The sequence below is a fragment of the Rhizobium sp. YS-1r genome, from assembly GCF_000757525.1.
Taxonomy (GTDB): Bacteria; Pseudomonadota; Alphaproteobacteria; order Rhizobiales; family Rhizobiaceae; genus Neorhizobium; species Neorhizobium petrolearium.
On the sequence record NZ_JPYQ01000001.1, the window covers coordinates 451,303 to 468,944 of the forward strand.

The 17,642-nt window shown below is 62.0% G+C and carries 18 protein-coding genes and 1 riboswitch; of the genes, 11 read left to right on the top strand and 7 right to left on the bottom strand.

Translation table 11 applies throughout. The annotated features are described in order from the left end of the window. The first annotated feature begins 79 nt into the window (after positions 1-79). From JL39_RS02060 to JL39_RS02085, 6 genes are all read left to right on the top strand, one after another. Positions 80-1,291: a LysR family transcriptional regulator gene (locus tag JL39_RS02060; RefSeq protein WP_081952656.1), complete on the top strand. Its 1,212-nt coding sequence runs from the start codon at positions 80-82 to the stop codon at positions 1,289-1,291. Positions 1,292-1,577: 286 nt separating this feature from the next. Beyond that, entirely contained in the window at positions 1,578-2,756 is a 1,179-nt protein-coding gene (locus JL39_RS02065) for an ABC transporter substrate-binding protein (protein ID WP_037145591.1), read from the top strand. A gap of 214 nt (positions 2,757-2,970) precedes the next feature. After that, entirely contained in the window at positions 2,971-3,828 is an 858-nt protein-coding gene (locus tag JL39_RS02070) for a branched-chain amino acid ABC transporter permease (RefSeq protein ID WP_037145592.1), read from the top strand. Further along, entirely contained in the window at positions 3,825-4,865 is a 1,041-nt protein-coding gene (locus JL39_RS02075; RefSeq protein WP_052182591.1) for a branched-chain amino acid ABC transporter permease, read from the top strand. The genes JL39_RS02070 and JL39_RS02075 overlap by 4 nt, the downstream gene beginning before the upstream one ends. After that, the gene (locus tag JL39_RS02080; protein WP_037145593.1) at positions 4,862-5,611 is read left to right on the top strand and encodes an ABC transporter ATP-binding protein; all 750 of its coding nucleotides are present in this window, start codon (positions 4,862-4,864) and stop codon (positions 5,609-5,611) included. The genes JL39_RS02075 and JL39_RS02080 overlap by 4 nt, the downstream gene beginning before the upstream one ends. Continuing rightward, the gene (locus tag JL39_RS02085) at positions 5,608-6,327 is read left to right on the top strand and encodes an ABC transporter ATP-binding protein (RefSeq protein ID WP_037145594.1); all 720 of its coding nucleotides are present in this window, start codon (positions 5,608-5,610) and stop codon (positions 6,325-6,327) included. Before JL39_RS02080 ends, JL39_RS02085 begins: the two co-directional genes overlap by 4 nt. 131 nt (positions 6,328-6,458) lie before the next feature. On the opposite strand, the gene JL39_RS02090 is transcribed toward JL39_RS02085, so the two are convergent. The 3 genes from JL39_RS02090 to JL39_RS02100 are packed head-to-tail and all read right to left on the bottom strand — an operon-like array spanning position 6,459 to position 9,035. Beyond that, on the bottom strand, positions 6,459-7,478 hold the full coding sequence (locus JL39_RS02090; protein WP_081952657.1) for a tripartite tricarboxylate transporter substrate-binding protein: 1,020 nt from the start codon (positions 7,476-7,478) through the stop codon (positions 6,459-6,461). Between the two features lie 25 nt (positions 7,479-7,503). After that, positions 7,504-8,364: an amidohydrolase family protein gene (locus JL39_RS02095; protein ID WP_037145595.1), complete on the bottom strand. Its 861-nt coding sequence runs from the start codon at positions 8,362-8,364 to the stop codon at positions 7,504-7,506. Then, positions 8,364-9,035 carry a TetR/AcrR family transcriptional regulator gene (locus JL39_RS02100; RefSeq protein WP_037145597.1) on the bottom strand — a complete coding sequence of 224 codons (672 nt, stop codon included), beginning with the start codon at positions 9,033-9,035 and terminating at the stop codon, positions 8,364-8,366. The genes JL39_RS02095 and JL39_RS02100 overlap by 1 nt, the downstream gene beginning before the upstream one ends. Before the next feature lie 154 nt (positions 9,036-9,189). Here JL39_RS02100 and JL39_RS02105 point away from each other — a divergent pair, with 154 nt between their 5' ends. Both JL39_RS02105 and JL39_RS02110 read left to right on the top strand, forming a co-directional pair. Next, complete coding sequence (locus tag JL39_RS02105; RefSeq protein ID WP_037145599.1) at positions 9,190-10,350, top strand: iron-containing alcohol dehydrogenase; 1,161 nt, start codon at positions 9,190-9,192, stop codon at positions 10,348-10,350. Positions 10,351-10,534: 184 nt separating this feature from the next. After that, positions 10,535-12,028 carry an acetyl-CoA hydrolase/transferase family protein gene (locus JL39_RS02110; RefSeq protein ID WP_037146105.1) on the top strand — a complete coding sequence of 498 codons (1,494 nt, stop codon included), beginning with the start codon at positions 10,535-10,537 and terminating at the stop codon, positions 12,026-12,028. A gap of 14 nt (positions 12,029-12,042) precedes the next feature. On the opposite strand, the gene thiD is transcribed toward JL39_RS02110, so the two are convergent. The 3 genes from thiD to thiM are packed head-to-tail and all read right to left on the bottom strand — an operon-like array spanning position 12,043 to position 14,275. Further along, positions 12,043-12,843, bottom strand: coding sequence for a bifunctional hydroxymethylpyrimidine kinase/phosphomethylpyrimidine kinase (gene thiD / locus JL39_RS02115; RefSeq protein ID WP_037145601.1), 801 nt, complete (start codon positions 12,841-12,843; stop codon positions 12,043-12,045). Further along, complete coding sequence (gene thiE / locus JL39_RS02120) at positions 12,840-13,475, bottom strand: thiamine phosphate synthase (protein WP_037145603.1); 636 nt, start codon at positions 13,473-13,475, stop codon at positions 12,840-12,842. The genes thiD and thiE overlap by 4 nt, the downstream gene beginning before the upstream one ends. Beyond that, the gene (gene thiM, locus JL39_RS02125; RefSeq protein WP_037145605.1) at positions 13,472-14,275 is read right to left on the bottom strand and encodes a hydroxyethylthiazole kinase; all 804 of its coding nucleotides are present in this window, start codon (positions 14,273-14,275) and stop codon (positions 13,472-13,474) included. Before thiM ends, thiE begins: the two co-directional genes overlap by 4 nt. A 41-nt stretch (positions 14,276-14,316) precedes the next feature. Then, a riboswitch (TPP riboswitch) is annotated at positions 14,317-14,414 on the bottom strand. Positions 14,415-14,525: 111 nt separating this feature from the next. Here thiM and JL39_RS02130 point away from each other — a divergent pair. From JL39_RS02130 to JL39_RS02140, 3 genes are all read left to right on the top strand, one after another. Continuing rightward, on the top strand, positions 14,526-16,751 hold the full coding sequence (locus JL39_RS02130) for a heavy metal translocating P-type ATPase (protein ID WP_037145607.1): 2,226 nt from the start codon (positions 14,526-14,528) through the stop codon (positions 16,749-16,751). Between the two features lie 72 nt (positions 16,752-16,823). Next, positions 16,824-17,003 (top strand): hypothetical protein, encoded by a 180-nt coding sequence (locus JL39_RS02135; RefSeq protein WP_037145609.1) that lies wholly within the window; start codon positions 16,824-16,826, stop codon positions 17,001-17,003. Positions 17,004-17,013: 10 nt separating this feature from the next. Beyond that, positions 17,014-17,226, top strand: a complete 213-nt coding sequence (locus JL39_RS02140; protein WP_037145611.1) for a hypothetical protein — start codon at positions 17,014-17,016, stop codon at positions 17,224-17,226. Between the two features lie 70 nt (positions 17,227-17,296). Here JL39_RS02140 and JL39_RS02145 read toward each other — a convergent pair whose 3' ends face one another. Then, positions 17,297-17,638: a hypothetical protein gene (locus JL39_RS02145; RefSeq protein WP_037145613.1), complete on the bottom strand. Its 342-nt coding sequence runs from the start codon at positions 17,636-17,638 to the stop codon at positions 17,297-17,299. Positions 17,639-17,642 lie beyond the last annotated feature (4 nt).

A 17,642-nucleotide genomic window follows, 5' to 3' on the forward strand; every position in this document is an offset into this window, starting at 1 on the left:
CTTCTCCGATTTCTTCCGGTGGGAACATCCGGCAGCTTTCGCTTGAGCCTGCATTTCAGTTTCCGTACAAGGCAGCGCAATGAGCCTCTTGCCGACCGCACCCACGCCCAGGATACTGCAGCACAGCCTGCGGCACCTGAGGGCGTTTCTTGCGGTCGTTGATACCGGCTCGGTCACCAAGGCAGCGGAATTGTGCTTCGTATCGCAGCCCGCCGTGACGCAGGCGCTGTCGAAAATCGAGAAAACGGCTGGCATGCCGCTCTTTTCCCGCACGCCGCAACGCGTCTTTGCCAATACCGCCGGAGAAATGCTGGCGCGGCGCATCAGGCGCGCCTTCGGTTATCTCGACCCGTCCCTTTCCGAGCTCTCGCCAAGGCTCAAGGTGACGGCTACGACGGCACAGCTGAAATCTCTGATCGCCGTCCGGGAAACCGAGAACTTCACGCTCGCCGCGCGGCGGCTTGGCTTGAGCCAGCCCGCCGTATACCGCGCGGTCAGTCAGCTCGAACAAGAAGCAGCGCGGCCGCTCTTCGAACGCACGTCCTATGGGATTGTCGCGACCCGCCCGGCGCAGGTGCTTGCCCAGGCAGCAAAGCTCGCCTTCCTTGAACTCGAACAGGCGGATGCCGACATGGCCGAGCTCACGGCGGCTGAAGCCGGCCAGATCGTCATCGGTGCCACGCCTCTTGCAAAATCCTATGTGCTGCCGAAGGCGATCGCGAGCTTCCGAAAATTCCGTCCAAACCTTCCCATCCACATCCAGGAAGGTCCTTATCCTGACCTGCTCGGAGCTTTGCGCCGGGGCGAGATCGATTTCCTGCTCGGCGCATTGCGGGAGCCTGCGCCGATCGGGGACGTCGAGCAGAGGGTCCTGTTCTACGACACCGTCGTTCTGGTTGCGGGCAACGATCACCCCTTGGCCGGAAAGTCAGAAATCATGGTCGAGGAACTTGCAGCCTACCCTTGGGTCGTCGGCCAGAGCGGCACGCCAATCCGCCGCTACTTCGATGGCATTTTCGCCAATGCAGCCAGCGGGTCGCCCAAAAGCATCGTCGAATCCGGGTCGCTCATCCTGATGCGCGAACTTTTGGACACGAGCGAGCATCTTGGGTGCACGTCAAGGCTTCAGGCGGAAGCGGAAATAGCGCGGGGGTTGATGCGCGCCTTGCCTTTCGATCTGAGCTACACGTCGAGACCGATCGGGGTGACGCTTCGCAAGGACTGGCTGCCGACCGCCGCCCAGCAGACGTTTCTGGAACTTCTGCCGACACGGCCCGATCGGCCGCTATAACGAGAACTTATGAGCACGGCAGACGATCTGATAAACATCTGGTCCGCGTCCGGTCTAATAGTGGGAGCTGGAGCATGCCCCCGGGAGAGATTGCAGCTTGAAGCTTACGCCACAGGCGGAAACGAAAGCGAAAATAATGGGGCATCAAAGTACCGTAGCCGGTTGACGACTATGTATACATTCATCGATATAGGCGACAGATCGTGAGGATTTGCCGCTTCGGTTGAAAAATCGGCTGGCTGGCAAGAGGCCGATAGACATAATCCGCACCCTGAGGAGGAGACTCATGCTGAAGAGAAGAACATTGGTGGCTGCCGCAGGCGCGGCGCTTGGCTGCCTTGCCGCATTTCCGGTGGCCGCGCAGGAAGTTGTGAAAGTCGGCCTTATCCTGCCGATGACGGGACCGTTTGCTTCCACCGGACGCCAGGTCTCGGCCGGTGCAAAGACCTTCATCGAAACCCATGGCGATACCGTCGCCGGCAAGAAGATCGAGCTCATCATCCGTGATGACGCAGGTGTTGCCGATCAGACCCGCCGCATTGCGCAGGAACTGGTGGTCAACGACGGCGCCAAGGTTCTCGCGGGCTTCGGTCTCACTCCTCTTGCCATGTCGGTCGCGCCGGTCGCGACCCAGGCGAAGGTTCCGGCGATCGTGATGGCTGCCGGCACGGCATCGATCACCAAAGCCTCGCCGTTCATTACCCGTACCTCTGGTACGCTGCCGCAATATTCGCTTCCGGTTGGTACCTGGGCTGCCCAGAATGGTATCAAGAACGTCGTAACGCTCGTATCCGACTACGGACCAGGCATCGATGCCGAAAAATGGTTCACCAAGGAGTTCAAGGCCAAAGGCGGCGAGGTCACCGAGGCCGTGCGCGTTCCATTGCAGAACCCCGACTTTGCACCTTTCCTGCAGCGCGTGCGCGACGCCAAGCCGGATGCGGTCTTCGTTTTCCTTCCGTCGGGCGTCGGTTCGCTGTTCATGAAGCAGTTCTCCGAACGCGGGCTTGCCGATGCCGGTATCAAGCTGATCGCCACCGGTGACGTCACCGACGACGACATCCTCAACAGCATGGGCAAGCCGTCGATCGGCACCATCACCGGTCATTTCTACGCAACCGCGCACGACAGCCCGGAAAACAAGGCCTATGTCGAGGCTTTCAAGAAGGCCAACGATAACATGCGCCCGAACTTCATGTCGGTTGGCGGCTATGACGGCATGGCGCTGATCTATGCCGCGCTTGAAAAGACCAAGGGCGATGCGAGCGGTCCCGCCTTCATGGAAGCCGTCAAAGGGCTCTCCTGGACGAGCCCGCGCGGTCCAGTCTCCATCGATCCCGAGACCCGCGACATCATCCAGAACATCTATATGCGCGAGGTCAAGGAAGTGGACGGTGAGTTGCAGAACGTCGAATTCCAGACGTTCGAGGCACTCAAGGATCCGGAAAAGGCAGAAGCCAAGTAAAGACTGGATACCCCTTACCCCGCCTCGCAAGCCGGCACCAGCTCCCCGCCAGCGGAGAGTTGGTGCCGGCAGCCGGGTGAGGAGTTATCTGGCAGCGCCCCTCTTAGTCACAAGAAACTCGGGGCTTGAGCCGCCTCGGTTTCGAGGCAACAATGCCGGGAGGCATCATGGGTGCAGTAACCAGGAATTCAGGGCCCTCTAGAGAAGATTTCGCATGCTGACCATTCTGTTTGACGGCGTAGCTTACGGCATGTTGCTGTTCATCCTCGCCTGCGGGCTGACGGTGACGCTTGGCCTCATGAACTTCATCAACCTGGCGCATGGCGCTTTCGCCATGGCCGGCGGCTATGTGACCGTCATCATGATGAACCGCTACGGCATTTCCTTTTATTGGTGTCTGCCAGCGGCCTTCCTCGCGTCGGCGCTGATCGGCCTCGTCTTGGAGCGCACGCTCTATCGGTGGCTATACCAGGCGCCGCACCTCGACCAGGTTCTCTTCTCGATCGGTATCGTCTTTATGGCAATCGCCGCGACGGACTATTTCATGGGCGGTCAGCAGCAACTCATTAATCTGCCCCCGGAACTTTCGGGTCGGATGGATGTCTTCGGTGTGGGTGTCGGCCGTTACCGGCTCTTCACCATCGTCGTCTGCGCCCTGCTTGCGGTCGCGCTGCAACTCATCCTGTCGAAAACCCGCTTCGGCAGCCGGCTGCGCGCCGCAGTCGATGACCGGCGTGTGGCAATGGGGCTCGGCATCAATGTGCCTGTCGTCTTCGCACTGACCTTCGCCTTCGGTTCGGGTCTTGCCGGCCTCGGCGGGGCGATGGGCGCGGAAATCCTCGGGCTCGATCCGAACTTCCCGCTGAAGTTCATGATCTACTTCCTGATCGTGGTATCAGTTGGCGGCACTTCGACTGTTTCGGGCCCCTTCCTCGCCGCCCTGCTGCTCGGTATCGCCGATGTCGCGGGTAAGTATTATGTTCCCGCCATCGGCCCCTTCGTCATCTATGCGCTGATGATCGTCATGCTGATCGTGCGCCCGAACGGACTGTTCGCAAGGGGTGGCCGATGAGCGCTGTTCAACAGGAAACCACAGTGACGGCAAACCCGACGGCCGACGCCGAAAGCCGCGCGACCAGACTGATGAAGCGCAGAAGCCGCGTTCGTTTCTACGAGATCGTCATCTGGCTTGCCGCGATCGCAGCCTATTTCGTGTTGCCATCGAAGATGCTGATCCTCACCGAGATCGCCATCCTGGCATTGTTTGCCGTCTCGCTCGACCTGGTACTCGGGTTTGCAGGGATCGTCTCGCTCGGTCACACCGCCTTCTTCGGATTCGGCGCCTATGTCGCCGGCCTGCTGGCCCTGCATTATATCGCCGAGCCGGTGATCGGGCTGATCGTGGCAGGCATTCTGTCCGGTGTGCTGGGCCTGCTGACCAGCTTCCTCATCCTGCGCGGTTCGGACTTGACCCGCCTGATGACCACGCTCGGCATCGGCCTGATGATGGCGGAACTGGCAAACCAGATGGCCTGGCTCACTGGGGGTGCCGACGGGCTAAGCGGCTTCTCGCTCAATCCGGTCCTCGGCCTCTTCGAGTTCGATCTTTTCGGCAAGACCGGCTATCTTTATTGCCTTGCCGTGCTCTTCATCGGAACGATGATCATGCGCCGCATCGCCTTCTCGCCTTTCGGCCTGTCGCTGAAGGCGATCAAGGGTAACCCGATGCGAGCCGCCATGATCGCAGTACCAGCGCGCAAACGCATCGTCACAGCCTATACGGTTGCCGCTGTCTTCGCCGGTATGGCGGGCGCCCTGCTCGCCCAGACGACGAGTTTCGTCTCGCCGGACGTGCTCGCCTTTCATCGCTCGGCCGACGTGCTTCTCGTGCTCGTCATCGGCGGTACGGGCTATCTCTACGGCGGCATTTTCGGGGCCGTGCTCTTCACGCTGGTGAAGGACTGGCTCTCGGTCGTCACGCCGCAATACTGGATGTTCTATATAGGCCTGATCCTGGTCGTGCTCGTGTTGATCGGCCGTGACCGGCTGGCGCGCTGGATCGAATATCTGCCGGAACGCTTCTCGAAGTCGAAGGAGGAGGGCCGATGAGTGACATCGTTCTTGAAACCAGGAACCTGAAGCGCCATTTCGGCGCCTTCCTTGCCACCAATGACGTAAGCCTGAAAGTGGAGCGCGGCGCCCGCCAAGCGCTGATCGGCCCGAATGGCGCTGGCAAAACGACGCTGATCAACCTTCTCACCGGCGTTTTGCCTCCTTCGGAAGGTCAGGTCTTCCTGGAAGGGGAGGACATCACCTCGATGGCGTCCTTCCGGCGCGTCAAGCGCGGGCTTACCCGCACCTTTCAGATCAATCAGCTCTTCAGCGAATTCACGCCGCTTGAAACCGTGGCGCTGGCGATTGCCGAACGAGAAGGCGTTGGCCACAATCTGTGGCGGTCGATTGCCGGCTACGGGAGGGTCGTCGACGAAGCGGCAGCCCTTCTTGCCCGCTTTGGGCTTGCTTCGGTGATGGCCGAGCGCACCGTCATCCTGCCTTATGGCAAACAGCGTTTGTTGGAGATCGCACTCGCCTTCGCGTCCAGGCCTCGCGTGCTTTTGCTCGATGAGCCGGCCGCCGGCGTCCCGGAAGACGAGCGGCACGAAGTGCTGTCGATCGTCTCGGACCTGCCTGCGGATGTAACTGTGCTGTTGATTGAGCACGACATGGATCTGGTCTTTTCGTTTGCAAATCGGATCTCGGTTCTTGTGGCCGGCGCGCTCTTTACCGAAGGCACGGTTGCCGAGATTTCCGCCGATCCGCGCGTAAAGGCCGTCTATCTCGGAGAAAATGCATGAATACCCCGGTTCTGGTCACCGAAAAGCTGGTGGCGGGCTACGGCGAGGCGAGTGTATTGTCCGGTATCAGCCTGACTATTCAGGAAGGCCGGACGCTGGCTCTGCTTGGCCGCAACGGCACGGGCAAGACGACCTTCGTGAATACCCTGGCCGGCGTGACAACCTACCACGCCGGTTCGATCCATCTGATGGGCCGCGATATCACCAGGCTGAGGGCCGACCGCCGTGCGGCGGCGGGTATCGGCTGGGTGCCGCAGGAGCGCAACATCTTCAAATCGCTGACCGTCGAGGAGAACCTCACCGCTATCGCGCGGCCGGGCGTCTGGAACCTGGAACGCGTCTATGGCATGTTTCCGCGCCTTCAGGAGCGCCGGAAGAACCTCGGCAATCAACTCTCGGGCGGCGAACAACAGATGCTGGCGGTCGGACGCGCGCTGATGGTGAACCCCAAGTTGCTGTTGCTTGATGAGCCGACCGAAGGTCTCGCGCCGATCATCGTCGACGAACTGCTTGCGGCAATCCGCCGGATCGTCGAGGGTGAGGGCATGTCGGCGATCATCATCGAGCAGAAGGCGCGGAAAGTCCTGCCGTTGACCGATGATGCCGTGATCCTTGACCGCGGCGCGGTGGTTTATCAGGGGAGCAGCGCGGAGCTTCTTGCCGACGAGGCGATCCTTGGCCAGCATCTTGGAGTGGAGAAAGGCGCGCGGCACTGACGCGACTTGCTACAGATTTGGCCCCACCGCCTTCGCACCGATAGGGTGGGGTGAGGGGCGTCGGGACGCAATGTCCTTCCCGCACGGATGATACGAAGGGAGGGATGGGGCACCATCCCTCCCTCTTTCGTTCATTGCTTCGGAATTCCAGCCTTCTCGATCACGTCCGACCATTTCCTGATGTCGTCCGAGAGCCGCTTGCCGATCTCCTCCGGCGTGCTTGAACGAGCTTCGACACCGAGGTCCGCAAATCGCTTCTGGATCGCCGGATCGACGAGCACTTCGACGAGTGCGGCATTGAGTTTCTTCACCACCTCCGGCGGCGTGCCGGTTGGTGCGAAGATGCCGTTCCATGACGTCACGTCGAAACCGGTGACGCCCTGCTCCTGTGCGGTGGGTACGTCGGGCAGCAACATTGAGCGCGTCGGGCCGGAGGAGGCGACTGCAGTCGCCTGTCCCTGGGTGAGGGCCGCCTTCAGCGCAGTCTGGCTGTCTACGATCACGTCGAGTTCGTCGCCAAGCAGGGCAACGAGAAGATCGGGCGTCGCCTTGTAGGGCACGATGGTGAAATCGATCCCCGAGGTCGACCTGAAGAGTTCGGCGGCGAGATTCTGGCTGCTGCCGACATTGATCGTGCCGACATTCAGTGCCCCCGGATCGGCCTTCGCCGCATCCAGCACATCCTTGAGTGTCTTATATTTGCCGCCAGCCTTGGTGACGAACACGAAGTCGAAATAGGCAAGGCTTGATATCGGCACGAAATCCTTGACCGGATCGAACTGCAGGTTCTTGAAGAGCGGCACGCTGATAGCCGTCCCGTTCGAAAGCAGGGCAAGCGTGTATCCGTCGGCTTCGGCGTTAAGTGCGGCCCGCGCAGCGGTGGCGCCGCCGGCGCCCGGCTGGTTCATGATGACGATCTGCCTGCCAAGCTTCTTGCCGAGCGCATCTGCCACCACGCGCGACGTGATGTCGGCAATTCCGCCAGGACCGAACGGCAGCACAAGGGTGATATCCCGCGAGGGGTAATCCTCCTGCGCAGCGGCGGCAGCGGGCGCGACGATCGCCAGGGCGAGCGCGGGCGCCAACCATTTCATGAATTTGCCGGCCCGCCGAAACAGCCCCGGCGGTTTCTGTGCAACATCGAATGACATTCTCTCCTCCTCTTTTTGAGACCGTTCAGGCCACGAAACCGTAAAGACGCGCGGGATTGTCGACGAGCAGTCGCTGCCGATCCTCCGCACGGATCGCAAGGCGCGGGACCAGATCCACGAGATCGGCCTCGTCCACCGGCTCCTTGAGATTGGGATGCGGGAAATCCGTGCCCCACAAGGTCCGTTCGGGGCTCGCTTCCACAAGCGCCCGAGCGAACGGCACCGCTGCATCGAACGGGAACCGCGAGATGCGCTCCGAGCCACAGACCTTGATCCAGCAATTTTCCCGCCGGACGAGTTCGAGAAGTGCCTGGAAGGCCGGCTGCTCAGTGCCGAGTGCGGTATCGACACGGCCCATGTGGTCGATAACGAAGGGAAGCGGCAGGCTACGGATCATGTCGGAAAGCGGGACGATATCAGCGCCGTCGAGATGCAGAACGACATGCCAGCCGCGGCCCTTGATCCGGTCGATCACGCGGTTGAAGGCGTCCATGTCCGGCGCCCCGCCGAGATGGCGAACGAAGTTGAAGCGCACGCCACGCACGCCGCCGTCATCGAGCGCCTGGTAGGCCCCATCGTCGAATGTGTCGTCGACGATGGCGACGCCGCGATAGCGGTCCGGACGCCAGGCGATCGCGTCCAGCATGGCGCGGTTGTCGGTCCCATGGCAGCTCGCCTGCACGATCACGGCGCGATCGATGCCGAGCCGGTCATGAAGGGCGGCCAGCGCCTCCCTGGGCGCATCGTCAGGTGTATAGCGGCGGTCCGGTGCGTAAGGGAAAACGGCACCCGGACCGAAGACATGGCAATGGGCATCGCAACTGCCGGCAGGCAGAATGAAATCGGGCTTGCGCCGCTTTTCGCCTGCATGGAGGGCAGGGGTCATCAGTTCTTACCTTTCATGATCGATGATTCAGGTGCGGCAGCTTCCGCGGGGAGACTGCGGAAGCTGGCATAGCTCGCCTCGACGATCTGGTTGACGGCAGCCTCCCGGTCTTCTCCGTCGACCGCTCCTCCCGAAAGACGCGTCACGCGCTCCGGGTTGATCAAGGCATAATAGAGTGCCCCGAGCAGGAATTGGCTGCGCCAGACAACGCCTTCCAGTGGCGCGCCGGGCACGCAGTCCGCCAGGGCTTCGATGAAGACGCGGCTCGTTTCGTCGAAGGCGTCGGCGATGATCTTGCGAGCATCAGGATTGCCCTCTGCCGAAAGCACGGCGCGCATGCGCGTGAACTCGGCCCCTCCGCCGTCACTTTCGGTGGAGGACGTGAAGGCTGGAACGACATAGGCTCTCAGAACCGCCATCAGCCGCTCGTCCGGATTGCTGATCCGCCGCGCTTCGCCGAGCAGTTCGAGGCGTCGCGCATTCATCGGCTTCGTGTGGCGCTCATAGATTTCTCTGAGGAGATTGGCTTTTGAGCCGAAGTGATAAGTGAGGCTGCCGACATTCGCGCCGGAAGCCTTGGCAATATCCCGGAGCGACACGGCGTTGTAGCCGCTGCGGGAAAACAGCGTCACGGCATTGAGGAGAAGCGTTTCCCGCAGGCTTGGGCGCATACCGGTCCGAAAGTCGATTGTCCTTATAATTTGTACAAGTGTACAAATTGGAATCCGAAGTCAACTGAAAAAGCAGGGAGGGGCAAGCTGGCTCGTAGCTGGCTGGAGAGTAAAGTGGTAAGCCGGTTTCTGCCGGAGGGAGGCCGGAAATGAGATGAATAGTTTCATTTTTAACACCACGCCGTCGCTGATTTTCAAGGCAGGTGCTGCGCGCGAGTTGGCAGATCACGTGAGGTCGCGGCTCGGCAACGCCGTTCTGTTCGTCACGGATCCGGGACTGAGAAAGCTCGGGCTCTGCGATCCGGCACTTGTGTCGCTTTCCGACTCCAGTGTGAAAGTCGAAGTGTTCGGGGAGGTGGAGGCCGATCCGTCGCTCTCCACTGTCATGAGGGCAGTGGAGGCTGGAAGGACCGCCGGCGTGACCGGGGTAATCGGCTTCGGCGGCGGCTCTTCGCTGGATGTGGCGAAACTCGCGGCACTTCTGCTCGGTTCTGGCGAGGATATCGATAGCGTCTGGGGTGTCGGAAATGCAAAAGGGCCACGTCTGCCCCTGGCGCTGGTGCCGACTACCGCCGGCACGGGCTCGGAAGTGACGCCTGTTTCCATTATCACCGTGGGTGAAGAGGAAAAGCGTGGCGTCTCCTCGTCCATCAATCTTCCTGATGTCGCGGTGCTTGACCCGGAGCTCACGCTTGGCCTCCCGCCGGCGATCACCGCTGCGACGGGGATCGATGCCATGGTACATGCGATCGAGGCCTATGCCTCGAAGAATGCCAACAACAACCCGCTCTCGAAAATGCTGGCGAGACAGGCGCTGCAATTGCTGGGCGCAAACATCGAGGCGGCAGTGTCCGACGGGCGCAACATGGAGGCGCGGGGCGCGATGCTGCTCGGGTCTATGCTGGCCGGGCAGGCTTTTGCGAACTCGCCCGTCGCGGCAGTACATGCGCTCGCCTATCCGATCGGCGGCACATTCCATGTTCCGCACGGACTATCCAATGCTCTGGTGCTCTCGCATGTTCTGCGTTTCAACATGTCCGACGCGGCGGATCTCTATGCCGAAATAGCCGCTGACGCCTTCCCACATCTTGTCCGGGAGGAGCAGGTACCGGTGCGATGCGCGGCCTTTATCGAAGAACTGGCCGCACTTTCGGAACGGCTCGGCCTGCCTTTACGGCTGCGTGATGTCGGGATCGGCGAAGCCGACCTGCCGAAGCTTGCCGCCGACGCGATGAAGCAGCAGCGATTGCTGGTCAACAACCCGAGGAGCATGGCCGAAGAGGATGCGCTGATGATCTACAGCTCCGCCTGGTGACGCCTTGAGATTACTTCATTGCAGAGAGGGATGAATTGTTTTCATTATCCGATGGACAGCGACCAAATGTCTGCGGGAGATTTCCGGATTTGACGTCGGTCAATGAGGGGCATAGACCCTCCGCTTAAGCGGGTTCGTCTGAAAACGCTGCAGCATCACCTCTTCAATGGTTAGAATGTTCCCCATGCTCGAAACCCGTATTCGCCGCCCGTCGCTCCTTGATCGCATCACCACCCCCCAGCAGGCTGCCGCTCTAATCAAGGATGGCATGATCATCGGCATGAGCGGCTTCACCCGTGCCGGTGATGCCAAGGCGGTGCCGATCGCCATGGCGGAGCGAGCGAAGACCGATCCGTTCAAGATCACGCTGATCACCGGCGCCTCGCTCGGCCACGACATCGACCGCATGCTAACCGAAGCCCATGTGCTCTCCCGGCGCATTCCCTTCCAGTCGGATGCGACGCTGCGCGCCGCGATCAACCGCGGCGAGGTGATGTTCGTCGACCAGCATCTTTCGGAGACCGTGGAGCATCTGCGCTCCAACCAGCTCGGCCCGATCGACTACGCCGTCATCGAGGCGGCGGCGATCACCGAGGATGGCGGCATCGTACCCTCCACCTCGATCGGCAATTCCGCGAGCTTCGCCATTCTTGCGAAGAAGATCATCGTCGAGATCAATCTCAGCCAGCCGGCCGAGCTCGAGGGCCTGCACGACATCTACATACCCACGAAGCGCCCGTCGCGTGTGCCGATTCCGGTTGTCGCCTGCGACAGCCGCGTCGGCTTTCCCTATGTGCCGATCGACCCCGAAAAGATCGCTGCCATCGTCGTGACCGATGTGAAGGACAGTTTCTCAACCGTCGAGCCGGCGGATGTCGACACGAAGGCCATTGCCAGCCATCTCATCCGCTTCCTGGAGCAGGAGGTCGAAAAAGGCCGGCTCGATCTGACGCTGCAGCCCCTGCAAGCGGGGATCGGCACGATCGCCAATTCCGTGCTGACCGGGCTCTCGGATGGGCCTTTCCATCATCTGCGCATGTACAGCGAGGTGCTGCAGGACAGCACGTTTGATCTCTTCGATGCCGGGAAGCTGACCTTTGCCTCCGGTTCCTCGATCACGCTTTCGGCCGCCTGCGCTGAGCGGGTTTTTGGCCAGTTCGACAAGTACAAGGAAAAGCTGGTCCTCCGTCCGCAGGAGATCAGCAATCATCCGGAGGTCATCCGCAGGCTGGGCGTGATCGGCATCAACACTGCTCTGGAAGTCGACATTTACGGCAACGTCAATTCCACCCATGTGAACGGCACGCATATGATGAACGGTATCGGCGGCTCGGGCGATTTCGCCCGCAACGCCTATCTGTCTATCTTCGTCACCAAGTCGGTCGCCAAGGGCGGCAAACTTTCCTCGGTGGTTCCCATGGTTCCGCATGTGGATCACACCGAACATGATGTGGACATCATCGTCACCGAAAACGGGCTTGCGGACCTGAGGGAGCTTGCACCCCGCGAGCGCGCCGGGCAGATCATTGCCAACTGCGCCCATCCCGACTTCCGCGATCGTCTGGCCGACTATTTCCAACGTGCCTCAGTCCGCGGCGGGCAGACGCCTCATCTGCTCGAAGAGGCATTTTCCTGGCATGAGCGGAGCCGGCAGACCGGCACCATGCGGCTTGGCTGAGCGAACGACTGTTCCTACCACCATTCGTGAAAATGCTGCACGGGACCGTGGCCGGTTCCCACGGTGAGCGTGCCGGCAGCCGCGATGGCGCCGGAGAGATAGGCTTTGGCGATCGCGACGGCCTCGGCCGGTGAGGCGCCCTTGGCGAGTTCCGCGGCGATCGCGCTGGAAAGCGTACACCCGGTGCCGTGTGTGTTCTTCGTCGCCACGCGATTTCCCTCGAACCAATGGATGCCGGAGGCATCGGCCAGGACATCCGGGCTGTCACTGCTCTCCAGGTGACCGCCCTTCACCAGTACCGCCTTCGGACCGATTTTACGCAGGCGTTCGGCCTGATCGGCCATTATCTGGCGGGTGGTGGCGACGGGTTCGCCGAGCAGGGCGGCTGTTTCCGGCAGATTGGGTGTGACGACGGTGGCAACCGGCATCAGCCGATAGGTGACGGCATCCATCGCCTCCGAAGCAAGCAGCGGGGAGCCTCCCTTGGCGATCATTACCGGGTCGAGCACGATCGGCAGGCTATCGCGATAGGGCTTGAGCACATCCGCAACCGTTTCGGCAATCTCGGTATTGGCAATCATGCCGATCTTTACCGCATCCACCCGCACATCCGCGAAAATGGTGCGGATCTGCTCCGCGACGAACTCGGCAGGCACCGGATGCACACCCGTGACCCCTTGCGTGTTCTGCGCGGTCAGCGCCGTCAGCACGGCCATGCCATAGGTGCCGCGTGCCGAAAACGTCTTGAGGTCGGCCTGAATGCCGGCGCCGCCGGAGGGATCGGAACCGGCGATGGAAAGAATATTGCGGATCATGCGCGTGCCCTTTCGATTTCCTCGGCAATCCTGCGGGCGGCGGCTTTGGGGTCCGGCTGGCCGCAGATCGCGGAGACGACGGCGATGCCTCTCGCGCCGGCGGCAAGTGCTGGGCCAGCATGTTCCGCCTTGACGCCGCCTATCGCGACAGCCGGCACGGGTGCTGCTGCGACGATGCGGGCAAGTCCGTCGAAGCCGATCGGTTGCTTGTGGTCCGGCTTGGTGACGGTCGCAAAGACCGGGCCGATGCCGACATAGTCCACGACGGAGGTATCGATGCGTTGCGCCAGTTCCTCGGTTTCGACCGAGAGACCGAGGATCATGTCCCGGCCAATGCGCTCGCGGGCGATAGCCGCGACCATGTCGCTCTGACCGACATGCAGGCCTGCGGCACCGATTGCGATCGCCGCCTCGACATCGTCATTGACGATCAGTGGCACTCTGGCGCCGGCAAGCGCTGCCTTCAGGGCACGGCCGGTCTCGATGATCTGCGCCGTATCCGCGTGCTTGTCGCGGAGCTGCACGATCGTAGCGCCGCCCTCGACGGCAAGCCGGGCAGTCTCCACCATGCCGATTTCGCGGCAGAGATCGGGATCGAGGACGAGATAGACGGAAAGGTCGAAATTCTTCATGCGCTGACGATCCTGGCTTTGGTATCGAGCGTCTCGGGCGAAAGTGTTGCAAGGCGATCGAGAAAGAGGGGCAAGAAGGAGCCTGGTCCGGCGGCACTGATAGCCGCTTCCTCGCCAGCGACCGCGAACATGGCGAGTGCCGCCGCCGTCGCCTCGAACGGTCCTTCCGGGTTTGCCGCCGCAAAGGCGCCAACGAGGCAGGTGAGCGAGCAGCCGAGGGCAGTGACGCGTGGCATCAGCGCTGAACCGCCCATGATGCGAACCGAGTGCTGGCCGTCGGTGACGAAATCCACTTCACCGGTAACCGCGACGATGGAGCCGCTCTGCCGGGCAAGCGCGATCGCCGAACCTTCCGCCGCCTCGGTCGGATCGCCGCTGTCAACGCCGTGGCCGCTCGACTGGCTGCCTGCCTGCGCAATGATCTCGGAGGCATTGCCACGCACGATCGTGGGTTTCAGCTTCATGAGTTCGGCGACAGCAGCGCGGCGGTAGGCGGTGGCGAAATGGGCGACCGGATCGAGCACCCAGGGCTTGCCGGTTTCGCCAGCGGCTTTCGCAGCTTCCTTCATGCCAGCCAGGAAATCCGGCGAAAGCGTTCCGATATTGATCGTCAGCGCAGATGCGATACTGGCAAATTCGCCGGCCTCCTCTTTCGTATGCACCATGGCGGGCGAGGCGCCGGCAGCGAGCATCACATTCGCCGCGATATTCATCGCCACGAAATTGGTGATGTTCTGGACAAGCGGATTTTTCGCACGCATCGCAGTCAGCAATTGGCCTGGAGTCTGTGTGGTCTGCATTCTCGCCTCGTTCGGCGGGGCAGACGCATGGGTTCTTCTGATCGAAGAACCGAACGACTCCCTCCGCCAGCATGATCTGGTTCAGGTTCAAAGGGTACTTCTCAGCCCAGCTTTACGCCGGACGCCCCTGTCTGGGACAAGGCTTACCGCAGATCGGCCTGCGACCGCCAGCGAATTTTTCTGAAAAATACCCTTGAAGCTCTAGTGGCTGGAGGTTGTAAGGAAGTGCTCGATCCCGAAAGGAAGAGAAATGGCAGCGACAAATCAGGCTCGGTACAAGGTTGGCGGCATGGATTGCGCAAGTTGTGCGACCAAGATCGACACGGCAGTGCGCCGCATGCCGGGCGTCGAGGATGTCTCAGTATCCGTCGCCGCCGGTACGATGACAGTGAGCCATGACGAAACGAGCGACCTGGGCGCGATCGAGAAAAAGGTGACCGGGCTTGGTTATTCGCTGCGGGCGCTCGGCAGGAAGGCGCCAACTACGACGGGGCATGAGCATGATCACGATGGCGGACACGATCACAGCCATGACCACAACGACGGCAGCCACTCCACACATGGCGCCAGGGAGATTGAAGGCCTTCATGGTCACGACCATGGGCTGACGGAAGGACCGTGGTGGAAGAGCGCCAAAGGCCGGCTGACTATCCTTGCCGGTGCGGCGCTCGCAGTTGCCTATGGGCTCGGCCATCTGGTGCCGGCCTATGACACCTACATATTCTCGGCCGCCATGCTGATCGGTCTTGTGCCGATCGCCCGTCGCGCCGTCATGGCAGCCCTTGCCGGCACGCCGTTTTCGATCGAGATGCTGATGACCATTGCCGCCGTCGGAGCGGTCGTCATCAATGCCTCGGAAGAGGCTGCCGCCGTGGTCTTCCTCTTCCTCGTCGGCGAACTTCTGGAAGGGGTCGCAGCCGGCAAGGCGCGCCAGAGCATCCGCAGCCTCACGGCGCTGGTCCCGAAGAACGCGTTGCTGGAGGTGAACGGGCAGACCCGTGAGGTGCCGGCCGAGAACCTGGCGGTCGGCTCTGTCATCCTCGTGCGGCCAGGCGATCGGATTTCGGCGGATGGCGTCATCGTCGCCGGCACGAGCGCGGTCGACCAGGCGCCGGTGACGGGGGAAAGCACGCCGGTCGTCAAAGGCGTGGGCGATAAGGTTTTCGCCGGCACGATTAACGGCGATGCGGCGCTGCGCGTACGGGTGACGGCTGCCGCGGAGGACAACACGATCGCCCGCATTGTCCGGATGGTCGAGGAGGCGCAGGAGAAGAAGGCGCCGACCGAGCGTTTCATCGACCGTTTTTCACGCTATTACACACCCGGCGTCGTGGTGGTTGCCGCTCTGGTTGCCATCCTGCCGCCGCTTGTGGCCGGTGCCGCCTGGGGGGTGTGGATCTACAAGGGCCTGGCGATCCTGCTGATCGGCTGCCCCTGTGCGCTGGTCATCTCGACGCCGGCTGCGATCGCTGCTTCGCTTTCCTCCGGTGCCCGTCGCGGCTTGCTGATGAAGGGCGGTGCCGTTCTGGAAACGCTCGGCAAGCTGACGGCCGTGGCGCTCGACAAGACCGGAACACTGACCGCGGGCAAGCCGCAGGTGACGGACGTGATCGCCTTCGGCCGCAACGCCGAAGACGTGCTGCGTTACGCCGCGGCGCTTGAAACCGGCTCGAGCCATCCGCTGGCCGTCGCAATCCTCGCCAAGGCGGCCGAGGATGAGGTGGATATTCCCGCTGTGTCGGATGCCAGATCCCTGAATGGCAAGGGTGTCGCCGCCACGGTCGAAGGCCAGGAAGTCTTTCTGTGTTCGCCAAAGGCGGCGGCCGAACGGGTATCGCTGCCGATGGCCCATTCCCGGCGGATCGCCGGCCTCAACGACGAAGGCAAGACCGTGTCCGTGCTGATCGTCGGTGGCGTCCTGGCCGGCGCGATCGCCATGCGCGACCAGCCACGCCCCGACGCCATGGCGGGACTGAAAGCACTCTCTGACGCCGGCGTGAAAACCGTAATGCTGACGGGCGACAATGCCCGCACGGCGTCTGCAATCGGCAAGGAACTCAACGTCGAGGTGCGAGCCGAGCTGATGCCGGAAGACAAGAGCCGCATCGTCGGCGAACTGAAGCGTGAGGGTTTCGTGGTCGGCAAGGTCGGTGACGGCATCAACGATGCACCGGCGCTTGCTGCTGCGGATGTGGGGATTGCGATCGGCGGCGGCACGGATGTCGCGCTTGAGACTGCCGACGCGGCCGCGCTGCATGGGCGGGTCCTGGACATCGCCGACATGATCGAGCTCTCGAAGCGGACGATGCGCAACATCTACCAGAACATCACCATTGCGCTCGGCCTGAAGGCGGTGTTCCTGGTGACCACGATCCTCGGCGTCACCGGGCTCTGGCCCGCAATCCTTGCCGATACCGGCGCGACCGTGCTGGTCACCCTTAATGCGCTTCGTCTGCTGCGGATCAAAGCTGTCTGACGTTGACTGAGGAACATCGGTACATGCCAAGGGTTATGGTCTGGGAAACCGAAGACCATGAGGAGGCCCGAGATGAGCAGCAGACTTCCCCCTACACCCTCCGATAACCTGAGCCACAAGGGGCCTGGCGAACAGGCCCATGCAGAGACCAGGCGCGGCACGATCAAAGCCGCCAATGATCCCGGCAAGCAGGGTCAGCAGGGCAATACGAAGATCAACACGACCCATCAGGGCTATCAGCAAGACCGATAGGAGTTGTTCCATGTCCACATCGCAGAAGACCCCGGCAAGCATCCGCCAAGGCGGGCCCGGTGCTTCGCATAAAAATGCCAAAGCGCCGGTGAGGGCTGAGAAACCATCGGCGGATGACGACCGGCAATCCCGGAGCCGGGTTTCCGGCGGTGGCGGGGAACGCGACAGCCACCATGCCCACGACGCGGAAAAGAAGGGCGGCGGCACCCGTCCGGCCCATTGATATGCAACATTGGATGGACACCCTCTTCGCGGCTGCGCGGAGAGGGTGATGCTCTGGTGTCGGACGCTCCTCATGCCTCGATGGCTTCGCCCGGGCCGGGACCTTCGAAACCGAGAGGAAGCGAACCTCTGTCGCGCTTTTCGTCAGGTTCGATATGCCAGGAGCGTGTGCAGCGGGCGATGCCTTCCCTTTCGTCCATCAGGCAAAGCTCGTAACCGTCCTCGTCCAGAAAGAAGGCGACGCAGGCCTGCCGCGCGCTGCCGTCCGGAGCGAGGCAGAATTCTTCGAAGGGTTCATCGTCCGGTTCCTGCGCTGCAGCGGGAGTTGTGAAAGGCTCGGCCGTGGCCAGCACGAGGAGGAGGGCGATGAGACCCGGAATACGCCTGTGCCTCATGTCAGAACGGGATTGCATCGCT